General features: G+C 38.8%; 16 protein-coding genes and 1 pseudogene. 16 read left to right on the top strand and 1 reads right to left on the bottom strand.

The genetic code is table 11. The features are described 5' to 3' along the window. The first annotated feature begins 54 nt into the window (after nucleotides 1-54). From ACFQZ9_RS14360 to ACFQZ9_RS14290, 15 genes and pseudogenes are all read left to right on the top strand, one after another. Nucleotides 55-282, top strand: a complete 228-nt coding sequence (locus ACFQZ9_RS14360; protein ID WP_498944307.1) for a sulfurtransferase TusA family protein — start codon at nucleotides 55-57, stop codon at nucleotides 280-282. A gap of 64 nt (nucleotides 283-346) precedes the next feature. Further along, complete coding sequence (locus tag ACFQZ9_RS14355; protein ID WP_198313581.1) at nucleotides 347-826, top strand: DsrE/DsrF/DrsH-like family protein; 480 nt, start codon at nucleotides 347-349, stop codon at nucleotides 824-826. Between the two features lie 44 nt (nucleotides 827-870). Continuing rightward, on the top strand, nucleotides 871-1233 hold the full coding sequence (locus ACFQZ9_RS14350) for a rhodanese-like domain-containing protein (RefSeq protein ID WP_198313580.1): 363 nt from the start codon (nucleotides 871-873) through the stop codon (nucleotides 1231-1233). Between the two features lie 28 nt (nucleotides 1234-1261). After that, nucleotides 1262-1554 (top strand): annotated as a pseudogene (locus ACFQZ9_RS14345) (rhodanese-like domain-containing protein). Nucleotides 1555-1604: 50 nt separating this feature from the next. Then, nucleotides 1605-2180 (top strand): sulfurtransferase TusA family protein, encoded by a 576-nt coding sequence (locus tag ACFQZ9_RS14340; protein ID WP_198313579.1) that lies wholly within the window; start codon nucleotides 1605-1607, stop codon nucleotides 2178-2180. Between the two features lie 60 nt (nucleotides 2181-2240). Continuing rightward, nucleotides 2241-3368, top strand: a complete 1128-nt coding sequence (locus ACFQZ9_RS14335) for an MBL fold metallo-hydrolase (RefSeq protein ID WP_498944306.1) — start codon at nucleotides 2241-2243, stop codon at nucleotides 3366-3368. Nucleotides 3369-3394: 26 nt separating this feature from the next. Then, on the top strand, nucleotides 3395-3622 hold the full coding sequence (locus tag ACFQZ9_RS14330; protein ID WP_198313577.1) for a sulfurtransferase TusA family protein: 228 nt from the start codon (nucleotides 3395-3397) through the stop codon (nucleotides 3620-3622). A gap of 47 nt (nucleotides 3623-3669) precedes the next feature. Continuing rightward, entirely contained in the window at nucleotides 3670-4446 is a 777-nt protein-coding gene (locus ACFQZ9_RS14325; RefSeq protein WP_498944305.1) for a sulfite exporter TauE/SafE family protein, read from the top strand. 254 nt (nucleotides 4447-4700) lie between these two features. Next, nucleotides 4701-6002 (top strand): hypothetical protein, encoded by a 1302-nt coding sequence (locus ACFQZ9_RS14320; protein ID WP_498944303.1) that lies wholly within the window; start codon nucleotides 4701-4703, stop codon nucleotides 6000-6002. A gap of 351 nt (nucleotides 6003-6353) precedes the next feature. After that, nucleotides 6354-7595: an MFS transporter gene (locus ACFQZ9_RS14315; protein WP_498944302.1), complete on the top strand. Its 1242-nt coding sequence runs from the start codon at nucleotides 6354-6356 to the stop codon at nucleotides 7593-7595. A gap of 46 nt (nucleotides 7596-7641) precedes the next feature. Continuing rightward, the gene (locus tag ACFQZ9_RS14310; RefSeq protein ID WP_498944301.1) at nucleotides 7642-9069 is read left to right on the top strand and encodes a M20 family metallopeptidase; all 1428 of its coding nucleotides are present in this window, start codon (nucleotides 7642-7644) and stop codon (nucleotides 9067-9069) included. A 104-nt stretch (nucleotides 9070-9173) separates the two neighbouring features. After that, nucleotides 9174-10145 carry a glutaminase gene (locus ACFQZ9_RS14305; protein ID WP_026576951.1) on the top strand — a complete coding sequence of 324 codons (972 nt, stop codon included), beginning with the start codon at nucleotides 9174-9176 and terminating at the stop codon, nucleotides 10143-10145. A gap of 224 nt (nucleotides 10146-10369) precedes the next feature. Further along, the gene (locus ACFQZ9_RS14300) at nucleotides 10370-12280 is read left to right on the top strand and encodes a PTS mannitol transporter subunit IICBA (RefSeq protein WP_498944300.1); all 1911 of its coding nucleotides are present in this window, start codon (nucleotides 10370-10372) and stop codon (nucleotides 12278-12280) included. A 74-nt stretch (nucleotides 12281-12354) separates the two neighbouring features. Further along, complete coding sequence (locus ACFQZ9_RS14295) at nucleotides 12355-14445, top strand: BglG family transcription antiterminator (protein WP_498944299.1); 2091 nt, start codon at nucleotides 12355-12357, stop codon at nucleotides 14443-14445. 5 nt (nucleotides 14446-14450) lie between these two features. After that, nucleotides 14451-15593 carry a mannitol-1-phosphate 5-dehydrogenase gene (locus ACFQZ9_RS14290; RefSeq protein WP_198313573.1) on the top strand — a complete coding sequence of 381 codons (1143 nt, stop codon included), beginning with the start codon at nucleotides 14451-14453 and terminating at the stop codon, nucleotides 15591-15593. Nucleotides 15594-15633: 40 nt separating this feature from the next. On the opposite strand, the gene ACFQZ9_RS14285 is transcribed toward ACFQZ9_RS14290, so the two are convergent. Next, nucleotides 15634-15804 (bottom strand): hypothetical protein, encoded by a 171-nt coding sequence (locus ACFQZ9_RS14285; protein ID WP_198313572.1) that lies wholly within the window; start codon nucleotides 15802-15804, stop codon nucleotides 15634-15636. A gap of 238 nt (nucleotides 15805-16042) precedes the next feature. Between ACFQZ9_RS14285 and ACFQZ9_RS14280 the strand changes: the two genes are divergently transcribed. After that, nucleotides 16043-17428: a chloride channel protein gene (locus ACFQZ9_RS14280; protein ID WP_198313571.1), complete on the top strand. Its 1386-nt coding sequence runs from the start codon at nucleotides 16043-16045 to the stop codon at nucleotides 17426-17428. Nucleotides 17429-18264: the final 836 nt, after the last annotated feature.

Below are 18264 nucleotides of genomic sequence, written 5' to 3'. Positions count from 1 at the left end.
AATATAAATACCCATAGGGGTAAATTATAGTTAACCGATGGGAGGAATAAACCAATGAATATATCAAAAGTAGTTGATGCTAAAGGTTTAGCTTGTCCAATGCCAATTGTTAAAACAAAGAAGGCGATGAATGAACTTGAATCCGGTCAATTTTTAGAAATTCAAACAACAGATAAAGGAGCTAAAAATGATCTTACAGCCTGGGCTAAATCAGGTGGTCATGAATTATTGAAATATGAAGAGGAAAATAATGTATTGAAGTTTTGGATAAAAAAAGGATAATTTTTTTAATCTTTTTAATACCTATACAGGTATGGGTTAAAAACTACATTTTGGAGGTCAGAACATGACAGAAAAGAAAAAGACAACAATTGTATTATTTAGTGGAGATTATGATAAAGCAATGGCTGCTTATATAATAGCAAACGGTGCAGCTGCTTATGACCATGAAGTAACCATTTTTCATACGTTTTGGGGATTAAATGCCCTTCGTAAAAATGAAAATGTTCCGTTGAAAAAGGGATTTATGGAGAAAATGTTTGGAAAAATGATGCCAAGAGGCGCGGATAAAATGGGTCTTTCAAAAATGAACTTTGCCGGATTTGGCCCTAAAATGATTAAGGATATTATGAAAAAGCATAACGCGATGTCACTGCCACAATTAATCGAAATGGCGCAGGAACAGGATGTTAAACTAGTAGCATGTACCATGACGATGGATTTATTAGGTCTTAAACAGGAAGAGCTATTAGAAAACATTGAATATGCAGGTGTGGCAGCATATTTAGCGGATGCACAGGAAGGTAATGTGAATCTATTTATATAGTACCTGATAGGGGTATTCCCCTGCATAAAAAGGGAGGTTATCAAATGGAATATGTAAATTATCTTGTTATTGCGCTTTTTTTATTCTTTATGCTCAAGAGGTTCTTACCTACAAAAGGTGTTAACCATATTTCAACAACAGAATTAAAAGCCGAATTAAATGACAAAGACAAACAGTATGTTGATGTCCGTACACCTGGGGAGTTTAAAGGCAACCATATTAAAGGTTTTAAAAATATTCCACTTCATCAACTTTCTCAAAAGGCAGAGAAAGAGCTTTCGAAGGAAAAAGAAGTAGTAGTGATTTGTCAAAGCGGGATGAGAAGTGGGCAGGCTAGCAAGGTCCTAAAAAAATTAGGATTTTCAAAAGTAACAAATGTCAAAGGCGGCATGAGTGCTTGGTCTTAAATAAAAAAATAATAGGAGGAATTATAAAATGAAACAAATGACAGCAAAAGAAGTAGAGACTTTATTAAACGAAAGAAATTAAATATCATTGATGTACGTGAAGTGGATGAAGTTGTAGCCGGCAAAATTCCGGATGCCGTAAACATGCCATTAGGATTAGTTGAATTTCGTATGCATGAATTAGATAAATCAAAAGAGTATATCATGGTATGCCGTTCAGGAGGCAGAAGCGGTCGTGCCACGCAATTCCTAGAAAGTTATGGATTTAACGTGATTAACATGACTGGTGGAATGCTTGCGTGGGAAGGTAAAGTTGAATAATTTTTTTAATAAAAACAATACCCATATAAGTATAAAACAGGAGGTCTCTCATGAATAACATAAAAGCAAATATGGTTCTAGATGCAAATGGGTTGGCTTGTCCAATGCCTATTGTAAAAACAAAAAAGGCAATGAATAACTTGGAAGCTGGTCAAGTGTTAGAAGTTCAAGCAACAGATAAAGGATCTAAAGCTGACATGAAAGCATGGGCTGAAAGTTCAGGCCATCAATATTTGGGAACCATCGAAGAAGGTGAAGTATTGAAGCATTATCTTCGCAAATCTTCTAATGATGAATCCAACGAGAAAAAGCACCCAAATGTTATCAATAATGAAGAACTAGAAAAAAAGCTTGAAGCAAATGAAAATCTCGTCGTTATCGATGTAAGAGAAGCGGCAGAATATGCATTCAACCATATTCCTGATGCAATCTCCATTCCTCTAGGTGAATTGGAAGAGAGAGTAACGGAATTAAACAAAGAAGATGAAATCTTTGTGGTCTGTCGTACAGGCAACCGCAGCGATCTTGCAGCACAAAAGTTAACGGAAAAAGGATTTACTAATGTATTCAATGTAGTGCCTGGTATGAGTCAATGGACTTGGAAAGTAACTGGTATAAACAAATAACAGAGATTTTAAATTAACAAATTTTTTTAAGCTTAATAATACCGTAGGGGGTAAAATTAAATGACAGTAAATGTAATGACTTCAAAAGAGGTAACGAAAAAGATTTTTAATAAAGAAGAGTTGTTTATTCTTGATGTACGTAATGAAAGTGACTTTAATGATTGGAAAATCGAAGGTGAAAACTTTGAGTATTTAAATGTTCCTTATTTTGAATTGCTTGATGGGGTAGAAGAAATCATTGAAAAAGTCCCTACTAATAAAGAAGTCTTAGTTGTTTGTGCAAAGGAAGGTTCATCAATCATGGTGGCAGAAATGCTTTCAGAAGAGGGTTTATCTGTAACTTTCCTAAAAGGTGGAATGAAAGATTGGAGTGAACATTTAGAACCGGTTAAAGTGGGCGACTTAAATGATGGAGGCGAAATTTATCAGTTTGTACGAATTGGTAAAGGCTGTTTATCTTACATGGTCGTGTCAAACGGTGAAGCAGCACTGATTGATGCAACACGTATGACAGATATCTATCTTGACTTTGCTGAAAGCATTGGCGCAAAAATTACCCATGTATTTGATACACATCTTCATGCAGACCATATTTCTGGTGGACGAACAATTGCTGAGAAAACTGGAGCAACCTACTGGCTTCCACCAAAGGATGCAACAGAATTAACCTTTGAATATCAACCATTAGAAGACGGTAATGACGTAACAATCGGAAATACTATTATTAATATTCACGCTTTATATTCTCCTGGTCACACAATTGGCTCTACTTCCTTCGTAGTGGATGAAAAGTTCCTGCTGTCAGGTGATATCTTATTTATTGATTCAATCGGTAGACCTGACTTAGCAGGTATGGCAGAAGACTGGGTAGGAGATTTAAGGGAAACCCTTTATAAACGTTACAGAGAATTATCAGAAGAACTGAACGTTCTACCAGCACACTTTATGATTATTGATGAGTTAAATGATGATGGAAGTGTGTCAGAAAAATTAGGTGTACTTTTTGCTAAAAATCACGGGCTCAATATCGAAGATGAAAATGAATTTAGAAAAGTGGTAACTGAAAACTTACCACCTCAACCAAATGCGTATCAAGAAATTCGTGAAACTAATATGGGAAAGGTCAATCCGGACATTGATCAACAACGAGAAATGGAAATCGGACCAAACCGTTGTGCAGTTCGATAATTCAAAAAATAGGAGGGAAAGCAAAGATGGAAGCAACAAAACTATTAGATGCAAAAGGATTAGCATGTCCAATGCCAATTGTAAAAACAAAAAGGGCTATTGGAGAACTTGAAACAGGTCAAATATTAGAAGTCCATACAACTGATAAAGGTGCAAAAAATGATTTATCAGCTTGGGCAAAATCAGGCGGCCATGAACTATTAAAACATGAGGAAGAAAATGATGTATTAAAATTTTGGATTAAAAAGGGGTAAAAAATAAAGGGAACCATTTAGGTTCCCTTTTCTTAAAGGAGGACAATATGGATATTAGCTTTATAATTACGATCTTCCTAATTGGACTTGTAGGGTCATTTATTTCAGGGATGTTGGGAATAGGTGGAGCCATAATAAATTTTCCTATGTTGTTATATATTCCAGCCATGCTAGGTGTCGGTCATTTTACAGCACACCAGGTTTCAGGAATTACCGCCATCCAAGTTTTCTTTGCGACAATCGGCGGAGTATTGGCTTACCGTAAAGGTGGATTTTTAAATAAAACGCTTATCACCTATATGGGAATTAGTATTTTAATGGGAAGCTTTATTGGGGGATTTGGTTCCACTCATATGCCGGAAAGTGGAATTAATATTGTTTATGGAATTTTAGCATTAATTGCTGTTTTTATGATGTTTGTCCCAAAAAAAGGAATTGATAATATTCCATTAGAAGAAGTCAAATTTAATAAATGGCTTGCGGCACTATTTGCCTTCATCGTTGGGATTGGTGCTGGGATTGTAGGCGCAGGTGGCGCATTCTTGTTAGTACCAATCATGCTAGTGGTCTTAAAGGTCCCAACAAGGATGACTATTGCTTCTTCCTTAGCCATTACAATGATTTCATCGATTGGAGCAGTTTCTGGGAAAGTTGCAACAGGGCAAGTGGATATCTTACCCTCGCTCATCATGGTTGTTGCTAGTTTAATTGCTTCACCGATAGGTGCGAACGTTGGGAAAAGAGTGAATACGAAAGTTTTGCAAGTGATTATGGGGGTTTTGATTTTGGCTACGGCAATAAAAACGTGGATGACGATTTTGTAAAATTGGGCATTGAATAGAGAAGTTTAAAGTTGAAAATACATTAGTAGAGTTTCGGAGGATATTGTTGCTTTCAAAAATGAAGGGTCGAATTTACAATTTAATTGATTGGAAAACACACGTTATAGATTACAATCAAAGTAATCGAGCGTGTGTTTTTTTTGATAAAGTTAGATCAACGGACATAGGAATGGATTTACTAAGAAGACGAAGTTAAAATAGTCTAAGATGAAGTGACTAGAAAGTAGGAAGAGAGAATGTATAGAATCGGCGTAGTTGGCCCAAGTTCTTCAGTAAAGCGAATTCTCAAAGTGGCTAATGAAATTGAACAAGAAATGGAATTTATACCATACTTCTATACAGAGGCAAAGGAAGTAGAGAAAATTGTATTAGAACACGATGACCAAGTTGATTTCTGGCTTTTTTCAGGATATATCCCTTATAGGGTGGCTGCAAAGACAGTATCTACGGATGAAAAATCGGTTTATATATTCTCCACGGAATCAAGTACATATAAAAGTTTCATGGAACTGGTTTATTCCGAGGGGAGATTATTGGACCGAATAAGCATCGACATGATTCCCGCCACAAATGTAGCGGAAGGGGAAAGCGTGCAACAGTTAAAGAAGACGGTGAAAGATATTTACGTGAAAACGTTTGATGTGGAGATTGATTCCCAAGAATTGTTTAAATTCCATTATGATTTATGGGAACAAAAAAAGACTGATGGTGCTTTGACATGTTACCCGACTGTTAATGAAGCCTTAAATAAAGCTGGTGTTCCCGCGAATTTGATGTCACCTACACGTATTGAAATTTTTCAAACCATAAGGATTTTTTTCGAGAAGATAAAGACTTCTTACTATAAAGATACACAAATTGGGGTTGAAAAAATCGAGGTAAAAGATTTTGACTCAATTAAAGAGAAAATGGAGAAAACTTATCAAATCCAGTATTTAGAGCTTAGGATGAAGGAGACACTTATCCAGCTTTGTGAGCAATTAGATGGCTCTCTTTTCGAGGAAGGAAATGGGCGTTATACAATTTTTAGTTCTCGGGGGGCAATTGAAAGGGAGATACAGACATTAAAGGGAAAAGTCCAATACTTGGCCCTTGAAGCGAATACAACGGTTTCCGTAGGAATTGGTTTCGGAAAAACTGTATTAACGGCAGAAATAAATGCTCACCGAGCACTTCAACAGTCGAAGAAAAACACTGAGCAAGGCATTGTGATTGTCCAAGATGATGGAACGATTATTGAGTCAGCAGGACAAGAGGAAGAACTGACTTATGCCTATCGAACAGATGATAAAGATTTTTTGGAGAAATTAAAAAAGGGAAACATCAGTGTAAAAACTTTTAAGAAAATAGACGCTTTGATCAAAAAAATGGGCTGGAGTGATTTTACAACGAAGGAATTAGCGGCAAATCTTCAAATGGGTGAACGCAATGCCCAGCGAATTGTAGCTGAATTATGTGACATAGGCTTAGCCGAGTGTATTGGTGAAGAGTTGCATCACAATCGAGGAAGGCCAATTAAAATTTACCGGTTAAAATAAGCATTCCAATTAAGGATGCTTATTTTTTTGTTTTGGAATAAAAAAACTATTGAAGGAGGTCGAAATATTTCGTAAAATTAATATAACGAAAATTTCGTTATATATTCGTAAATAGAAAAGAATGAACTTCTCTTCTGTTGATAAAGGAGGAAATTATAGAGTTTAACACGTTCCATTATTACTTTTATTCATTAAAGAATGGAAATGTTAATCGTGTATACACACACTATATGGAGTTAATGAATGGTCTTTTATTGAAATGAAAGCGTTATTAAGGTCGTTTTAAAAAATCCTTTTCTTTTTCAACAGCTAAACAATTAATAATTTTTTTCAATAGGAGGAGTTGGATATATGATATCAAAACGCACAAGAAATTGGATTCTAGCCTTACTTTTTCTGGGTTGGTCTTTAGGGAATATTGATCGTTATATTATGAATTATGCCGTGTTGTCCATTACGAAAGATTTACATTTGAGTGCATCTACTACCGGAATCTTACTGAGCAGTTTTTTTGCCGGATATGCGATTATGCAAATGCCTGGAGGATGGCTAGCAGACCGATTTGGACCTAGAAAGGTTCTCCTTGCCGCCGTTATTTCATGGTCAATCTTTACAGGATTGACAGGTGCTGCTTGGTCCCTAGCCTCTATGGTGATTATCCGTTTTCTATTTGGTATCGGAGAAGGCGGCTTTCAGCCTGCCAGTTCTAAAATCATATCACTTACGTTTCCCAAAGCGGAACGTGGACGAGCGATGTCAATCATGCTGTCATCTGGCGGGATTATCACACTTATTATCCCGATTGCCTCTGCCACACTGCTAACGACAATTGGCTGGCGCACCACGTTTATCATAATAGGTGCCGTAGGGGCTATTATTGCAGCTCTTTACTGGTACTTTATTAAACTTCCAGACAATACAGAAGATAAAATAAATCATACCGCTGTTTTGAGTCAAAAAGGAATGTTCCGTACGTTGTTTAAAATACCTATGATTTGGAATTTGATTATTGCTTATTTCTGTATTTATGCAGTTAACTGGGGACTTGCAGCATGGATCCCAACCTATTTAGTTAAAAATCGCGGTCTTGATTTAATGTCACTTGGCTGGGTTCAGACCATTCCAGGATTGACCATGTTAGTAGGGATTTATTTAGGTGGGTATATAATCGATAAACTGCCTAAAGGACGAGAAAGATTGGCAGGAAGCTTTTCATGCGCGTGTATAGGAATATTGCTGTATTTAATGTTTACAGCTTCGAGTGTAACATCATTTATTTCGTATCAAGCGATTGTTAATCTATTTATTGCTTTTGTAATTACTTTATTACCGGCAATCGTTCTTAAACAGTTGCCATCTTCTGTCACTGGAACGGCTATGGGAATTGTAAATACAGGTGGTCAATTGGCTGGTTTTGTCACACCAATGGCGATTGGATTTATCGTTGATGCATTTAATGGTTCATTTAATGCTGCTTTTTGGATGTTAATTGGATTCGCAATTATCTGTATTTTAGCACTTTTAACCTTAAGTGATAAAAAAGTGGACCTTCTTAAAAAAAACGAGCAAGAAGCCCTTGCATTAGATGCATAAGAAAAAAAGTTGTCATTGCAAGAAAACTTTGAGGGAGGTCTTTTGAATGAATTTACAAAAACTTATTTCTGATCTAATTGAGCAAAAGAGAGACAAGATTATTGAGCTAAGTGATAAAATTTGGGCCTGCCCGGAAATCTACTTCGAAGAACATCAATCATCGGAATATTTATGTAAAGCATTGGAAGATGAAGGGTTTCAAGTTGATAGAGGGGTTGCCGGACTGCAAACAGGGTTTATTGGAAGCTATGGAAATGGTAAACCAATCGTAGCTATTCTAGGAGAATTCGATGCTTTAACAGGCTTAAGCCAGAAAAAGGGCCTTGCTGACCATGATCCGGTTGTTGCAGGCGGAAATGGGCATGGGTGCGGCCACAACTTGCTGGGATCAGGGGCATTTGCTGCTGCAGTTGCCATTAAAGATTACATGAAGCAAACAGGTTTGCAAGGGACGGTGCGTTTTTATGGTTGTCCAGCTGAAGAAGCGGGGTCTGGAAAGGCATTTATGGCTCGGGCCGGATTATTTAATGATGTGGACCTGGCACTTTCGTGGCATCCATCAACAATCCCTACTATTTGGAACGTTAACACTCTCGCAAACTACTCTGCGACTTTCAAATTTAATGGCAAGAGTGCGCATGCCGCTGCTGCCCCTCACTTAGGCCGCAGTGCACTAGATGCGGTGGAATTGATGAATATTGGTGTCAATTATTTAAGAGAGCATATGATTCCTGAAGCGAGAGTGCATTATGCAATCACGAATGCAGGCGGGTCTTCACCGAATGTTGTACAACCTCATGCAGAAGCTGTCTATTTAATCCGCGCGCCGAAAAAGCAGCAAGTAAAAGAATTATATGAACGTGTCTATAATATTGCTAAAGGTGCAGCCTTGATGACTGGAACAACTATGGAAGTTGAGTTTGAAGGTACTGCTTCAAATCTAATACCGAATACAACTTTAGCAGAGATTATGTACAAAAATTTAACTGCTGTCGGTGCTCCATCTTATGATGAATTTGACCATCAGTTCGCTAAAAAAATTCGGACCACTCTTTCACAAGAAGATCTTGATGCGGATCTTAGCGGATTGGATAGAGAAACGGTTAAGAAATTGAAAAATAAAGATATTGTAGACGTAATTCCACCTTTAGGAAATGAGGGAGCATTATCAGGGTCCACTGATGTTGGTGATGTAAGTTGGGTTGTTCCAACGATGCAATGTATGACAACCTGTTTTGCACTTGGAACCCCTCTTCATACCTGGCAGGTAGTGTCGCAAGGTGCGACACCTATCGCCCATAAAGGCATGCTTCAAGCGGGAAAAGTTATCGCTTGCACTGCAATTGAAGCTTTACAAAATCAAGATATCCTTGAAAAGGCGAAATCAGAATGGAAGGAACGCTTGGAAGGGGAACCATATATTTCTCTAATTCCTGAAGATGTGGTGTTCCCTCGAAAAGAAGTTCACGTATAAAAGTAAGTTCAAAAAATTGGTTAATGGTGGGAATTAATTGAATTCTCATCATTTACTTTTGCTTCTGCAGAAAGGAAAGATGGAACATGGCTGTAGCAAAAGAGATGATCCTATTCGAAAAACACAGGGAGATTTTCAATTTAGATCAATGGGTGGAACACTATCGCTCCCATGCCACAAAAGGTCGATGTGCTTCCTATATTCCTGCATTAGAAAAGGCAAATCCATCACAATTAGGTGTTGTTATGGTAGGTCCAGATGGAACGGTCTTAAAGTCTGGAGAGTGTGAAGCCTCTTTTACCTTACAAAGTATTTCAAAAGTGATTAGCTTTATAGCCGCCTGTTTAGATTTTGGTACTCCATATGTCCTAGATCGAGTAGATGTAGAACCCACTGGCGACGCTTTTAATTCGATTATTCGTTTAGAAGTGCATAAGCCTGGAAGACCTTTCAATCCTATGATCAATGCGGGTGCCCTTACCGTAGCTTCTTTACTTGGGGGAAGGTCGCCACTAGAAAAGGTAGAATCGTTCTTAACATTATTCGAAAAAATGGTAGGAGAACGCCCGTCGATAAATGAGGAAGTGTTTCAGTCGGAATGGCAAACGGCCCATCGAAATCGAGCCTTAGCATATTACTTGAAAGAAACTGGATTTCTGGAATCTACTGTTGAAGAAGCATTAGAGGTGTATTTAAAACAGTGTTCAATTGAAGTAAATACAAAAGACATAGCCATAATCGGATTAGTTCTTGCCTATGACGGATTTCATCCCATTCGAAGGGAACAGATCTTCTCTAAAGAAGTTGCCAGATTAACGAAAGCATTGATGGTCACTTGTGGAATGTATAACGCTTCTGGTAAATTCGCAGCGCATATCGGTTTACCAGCTAAAAGCGGAGTTTCTGGAGGGATCATGGCAGCCGTTCCAGCACGAGTTAGTTCTCAGGATTCTCCATTCCCATATGGATGCGGCATTGGACTTTATGGGCCCTCTATAGACGAATATGGTAATAGCGTAGCAGGGAGCATGTTGTTAAAACATATAGCAAGAGAATGGGATTTAAATATTTTCTGATAGCATTTATTTTCTAGTATTTCATAATTACACACAAAAGGCACAATTCGTTTCTTGAATTGTGCCTTTTTGTACTTTGCCAAATGGTATATTGATCCTATTTAGAGAAAAACTATGTTTGTCATCCCATACGCGACAAAGTTAGCTTTCTTGTTTATTGAATGAGGATATTCTGTCCTTTACCATTAAGATAAGGTACAAAACTAATGAAGGGAAGAGAGCATATGGCTCAATCTAATATAAAAGTAGCAGTACAGAAGTTTGGTAACTTCCTTAGCTCGATGGTCATGCCGAATATCTCAGCTTTCATTGCTTGGGGTTTAATTACAGCACTATTCATTCCTACTGGGTTTACTCCAAATGAAAGCCTTGCCAAAATGGTTGGCCCGATGATTACGTACCTCCTTCCGTTATTAATCGGATACACAGGTGGTAAGTTAGTTCATGATCAGCGTGGTGCGGTCGTTGGTGCGATTGCCACAATGGGTGTCATTGTTGGGGCAGACATACCGATGTTTCTTGGTGCTATGATCATGGGACCGCTTGGCGGATATGTGATTAAGAAATTTGACCAGTGGATTGAAGGAAAAGTCAAAGCTGGTTTTGAAATGTTGGTTAACAACTTCTCAGCGGGGATACTCGGAGGGTTGCTGGCTATTCTAGCCTTTTTAGCAATCGGTCCTGCTGTTGACGTATTTACAGGCTGGCTTGTAAAAGGTGTCGATTGGCTCGTGAGCACGGGGTTATTGCCGCTTACAAGTATCATTATCGAACCAGCAAAGATATTGTTCTTAAATAATGCCATTAATCACGGCGTCCTTTCGCCAATTGGTGTTGAGCAAGCTAAAACAGCAGGAAAATCGATTTTATTCCTTCTTGAAGCCAACCCAGGACCAGGTATCGGTGTCCTGTTAGCCTATATTATTTTTGGAAAAGGTACAGCCAGAAGATCAGCTCCAGGTGCGGCGATTATTCAATTCTTTGGTGGTATTCATGAAATTTACTTCCCTTATGTTTTAATGCGCCCAATGTTGTTTATTGCGGTTATTCTTGGCGGTATGAGCGGCGTATTTACAGAGGTTCTTTTAGGCGGAGGATTATTTGCTCCTGCATCACCGGGAAGTATCATCGCTATCACTGCTGTTACTCCCCATCATGCAAGTGCATATATTGCCAACTTTGCGGGTGTGCTCGTAGCTGGTATTGTCTCATTTGTAGTTTCATCGTTTATCGTAAAAACTGGTAAGGAAACAGATGAAGACATTGAAGAAGCAGCAAGAAAAATGCAAGAAATGAAAGGGAAGAAAAGTTCTGTTGCGAACGTTTTTGCATCAAACTCAGGAACATTTCCGAAAAACGTCAGCAAAATTATTTTTGCCTGTGATGCGGGTATGGGTTCAAGTGCAATGGGAGCTTCTCTTCTTCGTAAAAAGGTGAAAGAAGCAGGGTTGAATATTGCTGTAACCAATACAGCGATTAGTAACCTGCCATCTGATGCACAAATTGTTATTACTCAGGAAGAGTTGACACCAAGAGCCCAGAAACAAGTGCCGAATGCCTATCATATTTCGGTAGATAATTTCTTATCAAGCCCGGAATACGACCATTTAATGAACCGTTTGAAAAACCCTGAAACAGCTGGACTTCAGGAAATAGTTGAAGACGCGGAAGACAATGTACCAAACAGTGGCAATGATGCTCAAGATTCATTACTTCGTGAAGAAAATATATTTTTAAATCAAGAATTCGCTACAAAAGAAGAGGCCATTCGCTTTGCAGGTAGAGCCCTAGTTAAGGCAGGATATGTAAAGGAAAGCTATATTGATGCCATGATCGCTCGTGATGAAATGACCTCTACCTATATGGGGAATGATGTTGCGATTCCACACGGCACGGAAGAAGCAAAAAAGGATGTCCTGAATTCTGGATTTACTGTTTTACAGGTTCCGAACGGGGTTGATTTCGATGGACAAAAAGTACGGTTGATTTTCGGAATTGCCGGGAAAGATGGTACCCATCTTGAAATCTTATCGGGGATAGCCGTTACTTGCTCGGATATGGCCAATATTGAGAAACTAGTTGAGGCAAAAACAGCAAAAGAAATCATGGATATCTTAAATGATAAAAATCAATAGTGTAGTTTACGAATAGAAAAGCAGCAATTCCTGCTTTTCTATTCGTGTTACATCACCAGAAATGAGTTGGTAGCATGTATATAACTACAAGGGAAAAAGAAATTATTGAATTGATTATCAAAACATCTGGGAAGCATACAGCATTAACCCTTGCTACATATTTAAATGTCAGTGTTCGCACCATCCAGCGTAATTTAAAGTCTATTGAGAAAGTCCTTGATTCCTTTGACCTTCAGTTAGTCCGAAATACGGATAAAGGCTTGGTGGTTGAGGGGAAGAACGAACAAGTTTTTCGATTAATTCAATATTTAATGGGAATCGACCCAATCGATCAAACTCCTCAGGAAAAAAAGTTGCTTTTGCTCATCGCATTAATTCAGGAAGAATCCTATAAAATTCAGACTTTGTCCATTGATCTCGGCGTTAGTGTTGCGACATTAACAACATACCTGGATGAACTGACAGGCTGGCTCGGCAATTTTAATATCCAACTATCCCGAAAAAGAGGCGTAGGAGTTGAACTTATAGGCTCTGAAGCCTACAAGCGAAAAGCTTTGGCAAGTTTTATGCTGGTTCATTTTAACGAGGAACTAATAGAGAGTTTATTTTTGTTAGAGAATGGAGAATCACATCAGGATCTTATTTTATATTATTTTCACCCCGATTACTTACTTGCGATTGATAGAGTAGTTAATACTGTTTTTAGCAAATTGCAGCAAAGGCTTGCTGATAGTGATTATATTGGTTTAATTGTTCATATTTGTATCACGCTGCAAAGAGCAGAGGCTTTCTTTTTCTTGGAAGAAGAGGCAGAGTTCACTAACGAATTAACAAAAGAATATAACCTGATTTCCGATATTCTCGGGGAACTTGAATCATTGTTTTCCTTTCAATTTAAGAATAACGATATCTTATTTTTGGCGGGAATCCTAAAAGGCTCTAAACTCCAGGCTGCAGACATCGTTCCTTATGATAGTGTGGTTCTTAGCAAAAGAATTAAAAATCTGATTCAACATGTTTCTTCTCAACTTCATGTTGATTTAACGAAGGATTTTTCCTTGTATCAAGGATTGCTTGCCCATATGGAGCCTTCGCTATTTCGGCTTCAACAGAAAATGGGGTCGTTTAACCCGTTAAAAGAGGAAATCAAACGGAAGTATCCTGTTCTGTTTATGGCTGTAAAAAATAGTGTGGAAACCTACTTTAAAGAGATTGAAGCCTTTCCTGAGGATGAAATTGCCTTTATTGTTCTTCATTTTGGTTCTGCCTTGGTGATGAAGGAAGAGGATATTACGATTAAAGCCTTGGTTGTTTGTCCAACAGGTATTGGCACGTCTAAAATGCTGGCGAGTCGAATTAAGAAGGAAATCTCCGGGATTGATTCGATTGAAATTAAATCGATTAAAGAAATGCAGCAACAGGAAAACTTCAGTAGTTATGATTTGATTATATCTACAGTAAAGCTTCCATTTACAAAATTGGATTATATGATTGTCTCCCCACTCCTAAGTGAAGAGAATATCGAGACAATCAAGGATTTTTTAAAAAATAATATTAAGAATATCACTGAAAAAAAGAGTTATCTAAAGGCATTACAAAAATCAGCCCCTTCATCCAATAAAACGGGTATTACGATTTCGGGAATTTTACAGGAACTTCAGGATGTCCATCAAAGTATTAAGGCGGTTTTAAACAATTTTTGTGTCTACCGGCTTCCTATTCTCAGCGGTCATGAGCAAATATTAAAAGAAATGGTCAAGTTGGCGGAGAATAAAGGACTTTTAACAAATGCGGATGATGTTATCAGTTCATTAAAGGAGCGAGAAGGAAAAGGCGGACTTGGAATACCCGAAACGGGGATGGCGCTTTTTCATTGCAGAAATGAAAACGTAAAAGAGCTTATTTTTCAAATCACCCATTTAAAGCAGCCTATACCCGTTAAAGGTATGGATGGAAATGATATGTATATGAAGAATTTACTGCTCATGCTGGCTCCTGAGGAATTAAGCGTAAGGGAGCAGGAAATAGTAAGCTTGATTAGCACAAGCTTAATTGAGAATAATGAGGCAATCTTAATTTTTTCATCATCGAATGAAGAGATGATTCGGATTAGATTAGAGGCAATCTTTTTGGATTATCTTCACACAAATATTATAAAGGAATGATAAAAATGAAACTAGCAGTCCATTTTGGAGCAGGGAATATTGGCAGAGGATTTATTGGTGCTCTGTTTTCACAGTCCGGCTATCATGTTACCTTTGTTGATATTGCAGATCAAATTATTAACCAATTAAATGAAGAAAAGCAGTATCAAGTTAAATTGGCTCAGGACCAACAGGAGAGTATGACAATTACGAATGTTTCCGGTCTTAACAATATGACACAGGAAGTCGAAGTAGTGGAAGCGATTGGCAAAGCTGCATACCTTACAACAGCCATTGGCCCCAATATTCTGCCGCGGATTGCTCCGTTGATTGCCAAGGGCTTAACTCAAAGAGTGAAAGTGAACAATGAAAAGTTATATGTTATTGCATGTGAAAATCAAATATCTGCTACAGATTTATTAAAGGGTTATATTTTTGAACACTTAGATGATGAGACAAAAACAAAGTTAGAAGATAAAGTTTCTTTCTTTAATTCCGCCGTTGACCGAATTGTTCCGATCCAAAATAATCAAGGATCACTTGATGTTCTTGTTGAGCCGTACTATGAATGGGTAGTGGAAACAAATGAAAGTATCCCTCCGGTTGAAGGGATGAAGATTGTCTCTGATCTTGCTCCTTTTATTGAGAGAAAACTTTTTACAGTGAATACAGGACATGCGGTCATTGCTTATCTCGGTTATTTGGAAAAGAAAGCAACCATTGATCAAGCATTAGCAGATGAAGCCATTGTCAAACAGGTTCAAGCTACTCTTGGCGAAACCGGGGCTTACTTAGTTAATCAATATGGTTTAAATTCGGACGAGCACCAGCAATATATTAATAAGATTATTAATCGTTTTAAAAATGCTTATTTAAATGACGCCGTAACAAGGGTGGGACGTTCTCCTTTGCGTAAACTAGGGCCAAATGACCGCCTCGTACGACCTGCTACGGAAGCGGCAAAAGCGGGGCTTTCTTATACAAATCTTGCGAAAGCAATTGCTTCCGCTCTACTTTTTGATTATCCAGAAGATGAAGAGGCAGTAAAACTGCAAGCGATGATTAAAGAAAGTGAGTTGGCTGTTGTACTTAAGGAAGTAAGCGGCTTGGATGAAAACAGCGAGCTTACTCAAGAAGTGATTAGACATTATCATGATTTAAAAAAATAGAGTATAAAAAAACAGCTTCGATTTGAAGCTGTTTTTACTATTATGATATTTTTTTTGCGATTCTTTTATGATCTATCGTTAGGTTTTCAAGTTGAGAATGTAAAATAGCTAAATCATATTGGTCTTTTTCTTTTAATCCGTTCATAATGATATTTGTTGAATAAATGCAAATTAAAAATACACTTATTGTAATTAACCAAGCAGCAAACATTTTAACTCCCCCTTTGATTTAACTTGACATCATTTTAAGTGATTTTTACTAGTTTCTATGTGACGTAAGTCACGAAAAAGGGGGATTAATATGTCTAATATATTACAAATAGAGAAAATGAGCTGATCTTTTTGTGGAAACACTATTCCTGTTTATCTGAATAGTGTTTTTTATTTATAAACGGAAGGATTAGACAACCTAATCCTATAGTGATATTTTTTTAAAGGGGGTGAAGGCAGTGCGGAAAATCTATTATATTGAGCCAATTGTCATGATTGCCACACTAATCCGCTGGCTTATATTATCAACGATAACCGGCGCGATTGTTGGAACTGGAGCCAGTTTCTTTTTACATGGCTTATATTTTTCTACGAATCAAACAGTACATATACCGCTATGGATGCAAATGCTGCTTTTACCTATTGGTGGTATATTAAACGGACTTATTTTATATTATGGTTATCGAAATGCGTCGAAAACCTGCAAGGACTCAACGATTGCTGCCGTTCACGAGCAAGGTGGCATCATGCCTTACAAAACGGTGTGGATTAAACCACTAACAGCCATAATTACCTTATGCTCAGGAGGATCAGCGGGAAAGGAAGGGCCTTGTTCACATATTGGCGGATCATTGGCGTCTTTATTCGGCCGACTATTGCACTTGAGCCCAGAGGTCCAAAAACGGATTGTCGCTTGCGGAGTGAGTGCGGGGTTTGCGAGTGTTTTCGGAACGCCAATTGCTGGAGCAATTTACGGGGTAGAGGTGTTGACGATTGGAAGACTACGCCATGATTTTCTTTTCCCGGCTGTGGTCGCAGGCGTCACTTCCTTCGAAGTGAGCAAGTTTTGGGGTATTACCTATTCTTATTACCCTTTAAAAATTTCTCAGCATTTTTCGGAGAGTCTTTTTATTAAAATTATTATTATCGCTATTTTATGTGGGCTTGTTTCCTGGTTATTTATTGAGTTGTTTGAACAAGCACGAATTATTTTTAATTTTGTCCAGCTGCGGTTTCATATTTGGAAGCCTGTGATGCCTTTTTTCGGTGGTCTAATTTTATCTCTTTTAATTTTAGTGCTCCCGACTGATTATCTTGGACTAAGTCTGCCACTTATGGATCGAGCTTTAAGCGGCGAGCATGTTCCCTATTTAGGGTTCTTCTGGAAGTCTCTCTTTGTTGCCATAACATTAGGGTCAGGTTTCTATGGGGGGATTGTTACCCCGCAATTCGTAATTGGAGCCATTTCCGGAAATGTACTGGCGAATGTGTTTGGAGTGAATCCTGCTTTGGGCGCAGCGGTGGGGATGGTTGCCGTAGTGGCTGCTGCTTCCAATACACCGATTGCAGCTATTTTTATGGGTTTTGAGTTATTTGGCAGTTTAACTGGCATATATGTAGTCGGTGCCTGCATCACGGCATATATTACGATTGGACATCGAAGTGTATACCCCGATCAATTGGTAGCCTATCCGAAATCTTTATGGATGTACTTAAAACCGGGGATTTCATTGGAAAAGGAAAAAATCCACGTATCGTATGGGCTTTTAAGAAAAATTAAACGTTGGCAACATCAGCAGAAACATTGGCATGGTCATCTAAAATGGCCAACGCGGCGGGAATAAAGCTGAAGACTCTTTTCTTTGTTGAAAGGGGTCTTTTTTATGTATTGGTGGCTATGAGGGAGAATAAAGAAGAAGAGCAGGAACCATCGAGGGGTCATAGTGCCCGTGGGGGAGAAAAGATCCAGAGAGCGGGAACTATCGAGGGGGTATAGTGCCCGTGGAGGAGAAAAGATCCAGAGAGCGGGAACTATCGCGGGGGCATAGTGCCCGTTGAGGGGAAAAGATCCAGAGAGCGGGAACTATCGCGGGGTCATAGTGGCCGTTGAGGAGAAAAGATCCAGAGAGCGGGAACTATCAAGGGGTCATAGTGCCCGTGGAGGAGAAAAGATCCAGAGAGCGGGAACTATCGAGGGGTCATAGTGCCCGTGGAGGAGAAAAGATCCAGAGAGCGGGAACTATCAAGGGGTCATAGTGCCCGAAGAGGAGAAAAGTCAAGAAGTGCGGGAACTATCGCGGGGTCATAGTGCCCGTGGAGGAGAAAAGATCCAGAGAGCGGGAACTATCGCGGGGTCATAGTGCCCGTGGAGGAGAAAAGATCCAGAGAGCGGGAACTATCGAGGGGTCATAGTGCCCGTGGAGAAGAAAAGTCAAGAAGAGCGGGAACTATCAAGGGGTCATAGTGCCCGTGGAGAAGAAAAGTCAAGAAGAGCGGGAACTATCGCGGGGTCATAGTGCCCGTGGAGGAGAAAAGATCCAGAGAGCGGGAACTATCGAGGGTCATAGTGCCCCTGGAGGAGGAAAGATCCAGAGAGCGGGAACTATCGCGGGGTCATAGTGCCCGTGGAGGAGAAAAGATCCAGAGAGCGGGAACTATCGCGGGGTCATAGTGCCCGTGG

The sequence above is a fragment of the Neobacillus sp. GCM10027624 genome (assembly GCF_042675345.1).
Lineage (GTDB): Bacteria > Bacillota > Bacilli > Bacillales > Cytobacillaceae > Neobacillus > Neobacillus cucumis_D.
This window is presented reverse-complemented; position numbering and strand designations above follow the sequence as displayed.

Bases quoted from the DNA above. Each gene is read 5' to 3' on its own strand.
- ACFQZ9_RS14360 (WP_498944307.1), top strand. From the start codon at position 55: ATGAATATATCAAAAGTAGTTGATGCTAAAGGTTTAGCTTGTCCAATG.
- ACFQZ9_RS14355 (WP_198313581.1), top strand. From the start codon at position 347: ATGACAGAAAAGAAAAAGACAACAATTGTATTATTTAGTGGAGATTAT.
- ACFQZ9_RS14350 (WP_198313580.1), top strand. From the start codon at position 871: ATGGAATATGTAAATTATCTTGTTATTGCGCTTTTTTTATTCTTTATG.
- ACFQZ9_RS14340 (WP_198313579.1), top strand. From the start codon at position 1,605: ATGAATAACATAAAAGCAAATATGGTTCTAGATGCAAATGGGTTGGCT.
- ACFQZ9_RS14335 (WP_498944306.1), top strand. From the start codon at position 2,241: ATGACAGTAAATGTAATGACTTCAAAAGAGGTAACGAAAAAGATTTTT.
- ACFQZ9_RS14330 (WP_198313577.1), top strand. From the start codon at position 3,395: ATGGAAGCAACAAAACTATTAGATGCAAAAGGATTAGCATGTCCAATG.
- ACFQZ9_RS14325 (WP_498944305.1), top strand. From the start codon at position 3,670: ATGGATATTAGCTTTATAATTACGATCTTCCTAATTGGACTTGTAGGG.
- ACFQZ9_RS14320 (WP_498944303.1), top strand. From the start codon at position 4,701: ATGTATAGAATCGGCGTAGTTGGCCCAAGTTCTTCAGTAAAGCGAATT.
- ACFQZ9_RS14315 (WP_498944302.1), top strand. From the start codon at position 6,354: ATGATATCAAAACGCACAAGAAATTGGATTCTAGCCTTACTTTTTCTG.
- ACFQZ9_RS14310 (WP_498944301.1), top strand. From the start codon at position 7,642: ATGAATTTACAAAAACTTATTTCTGATCTAATTGAGCAAAAGAGAGAC.
- ACFQZ9_RS14305 (WP_026576951.1), top strand. From the start codon at position 9,174: ATGATCCTATTCGAAAAACACAGGGAGATTTTCAATTTAGATCAATGG.
- ACFQZ9_RS14300 (WP_498944300.1), top strand. From the start codon at position 10,370: ATGGCTCAATCTAATATAAAAGTAGCAGTACAGAAGTTTGGTAACTTC.
- ACFQZ9_RS14295 (WP_498944299.1), top strand. From the start codon at position 12,355: ATGTATATAACTACAAGGGAAAAAGAAATTATTGAATTGATTATCAAA.
- ACFQZ9_RS14290 (WP_198313573.1), top strand. From the start codon at position 14,451: ATGAAACTAGCAGTCCATTTTGGAGCAGGGAATATTGGCAGAGGATTT.
- ACFQZ9_RS14285 (WP_198313572.1), bottom strand. From the start codon at position 15,804: ATGTTTGCTGCTTGGTTAATTACAATAAGTGTATTTTTAATTTGCATT.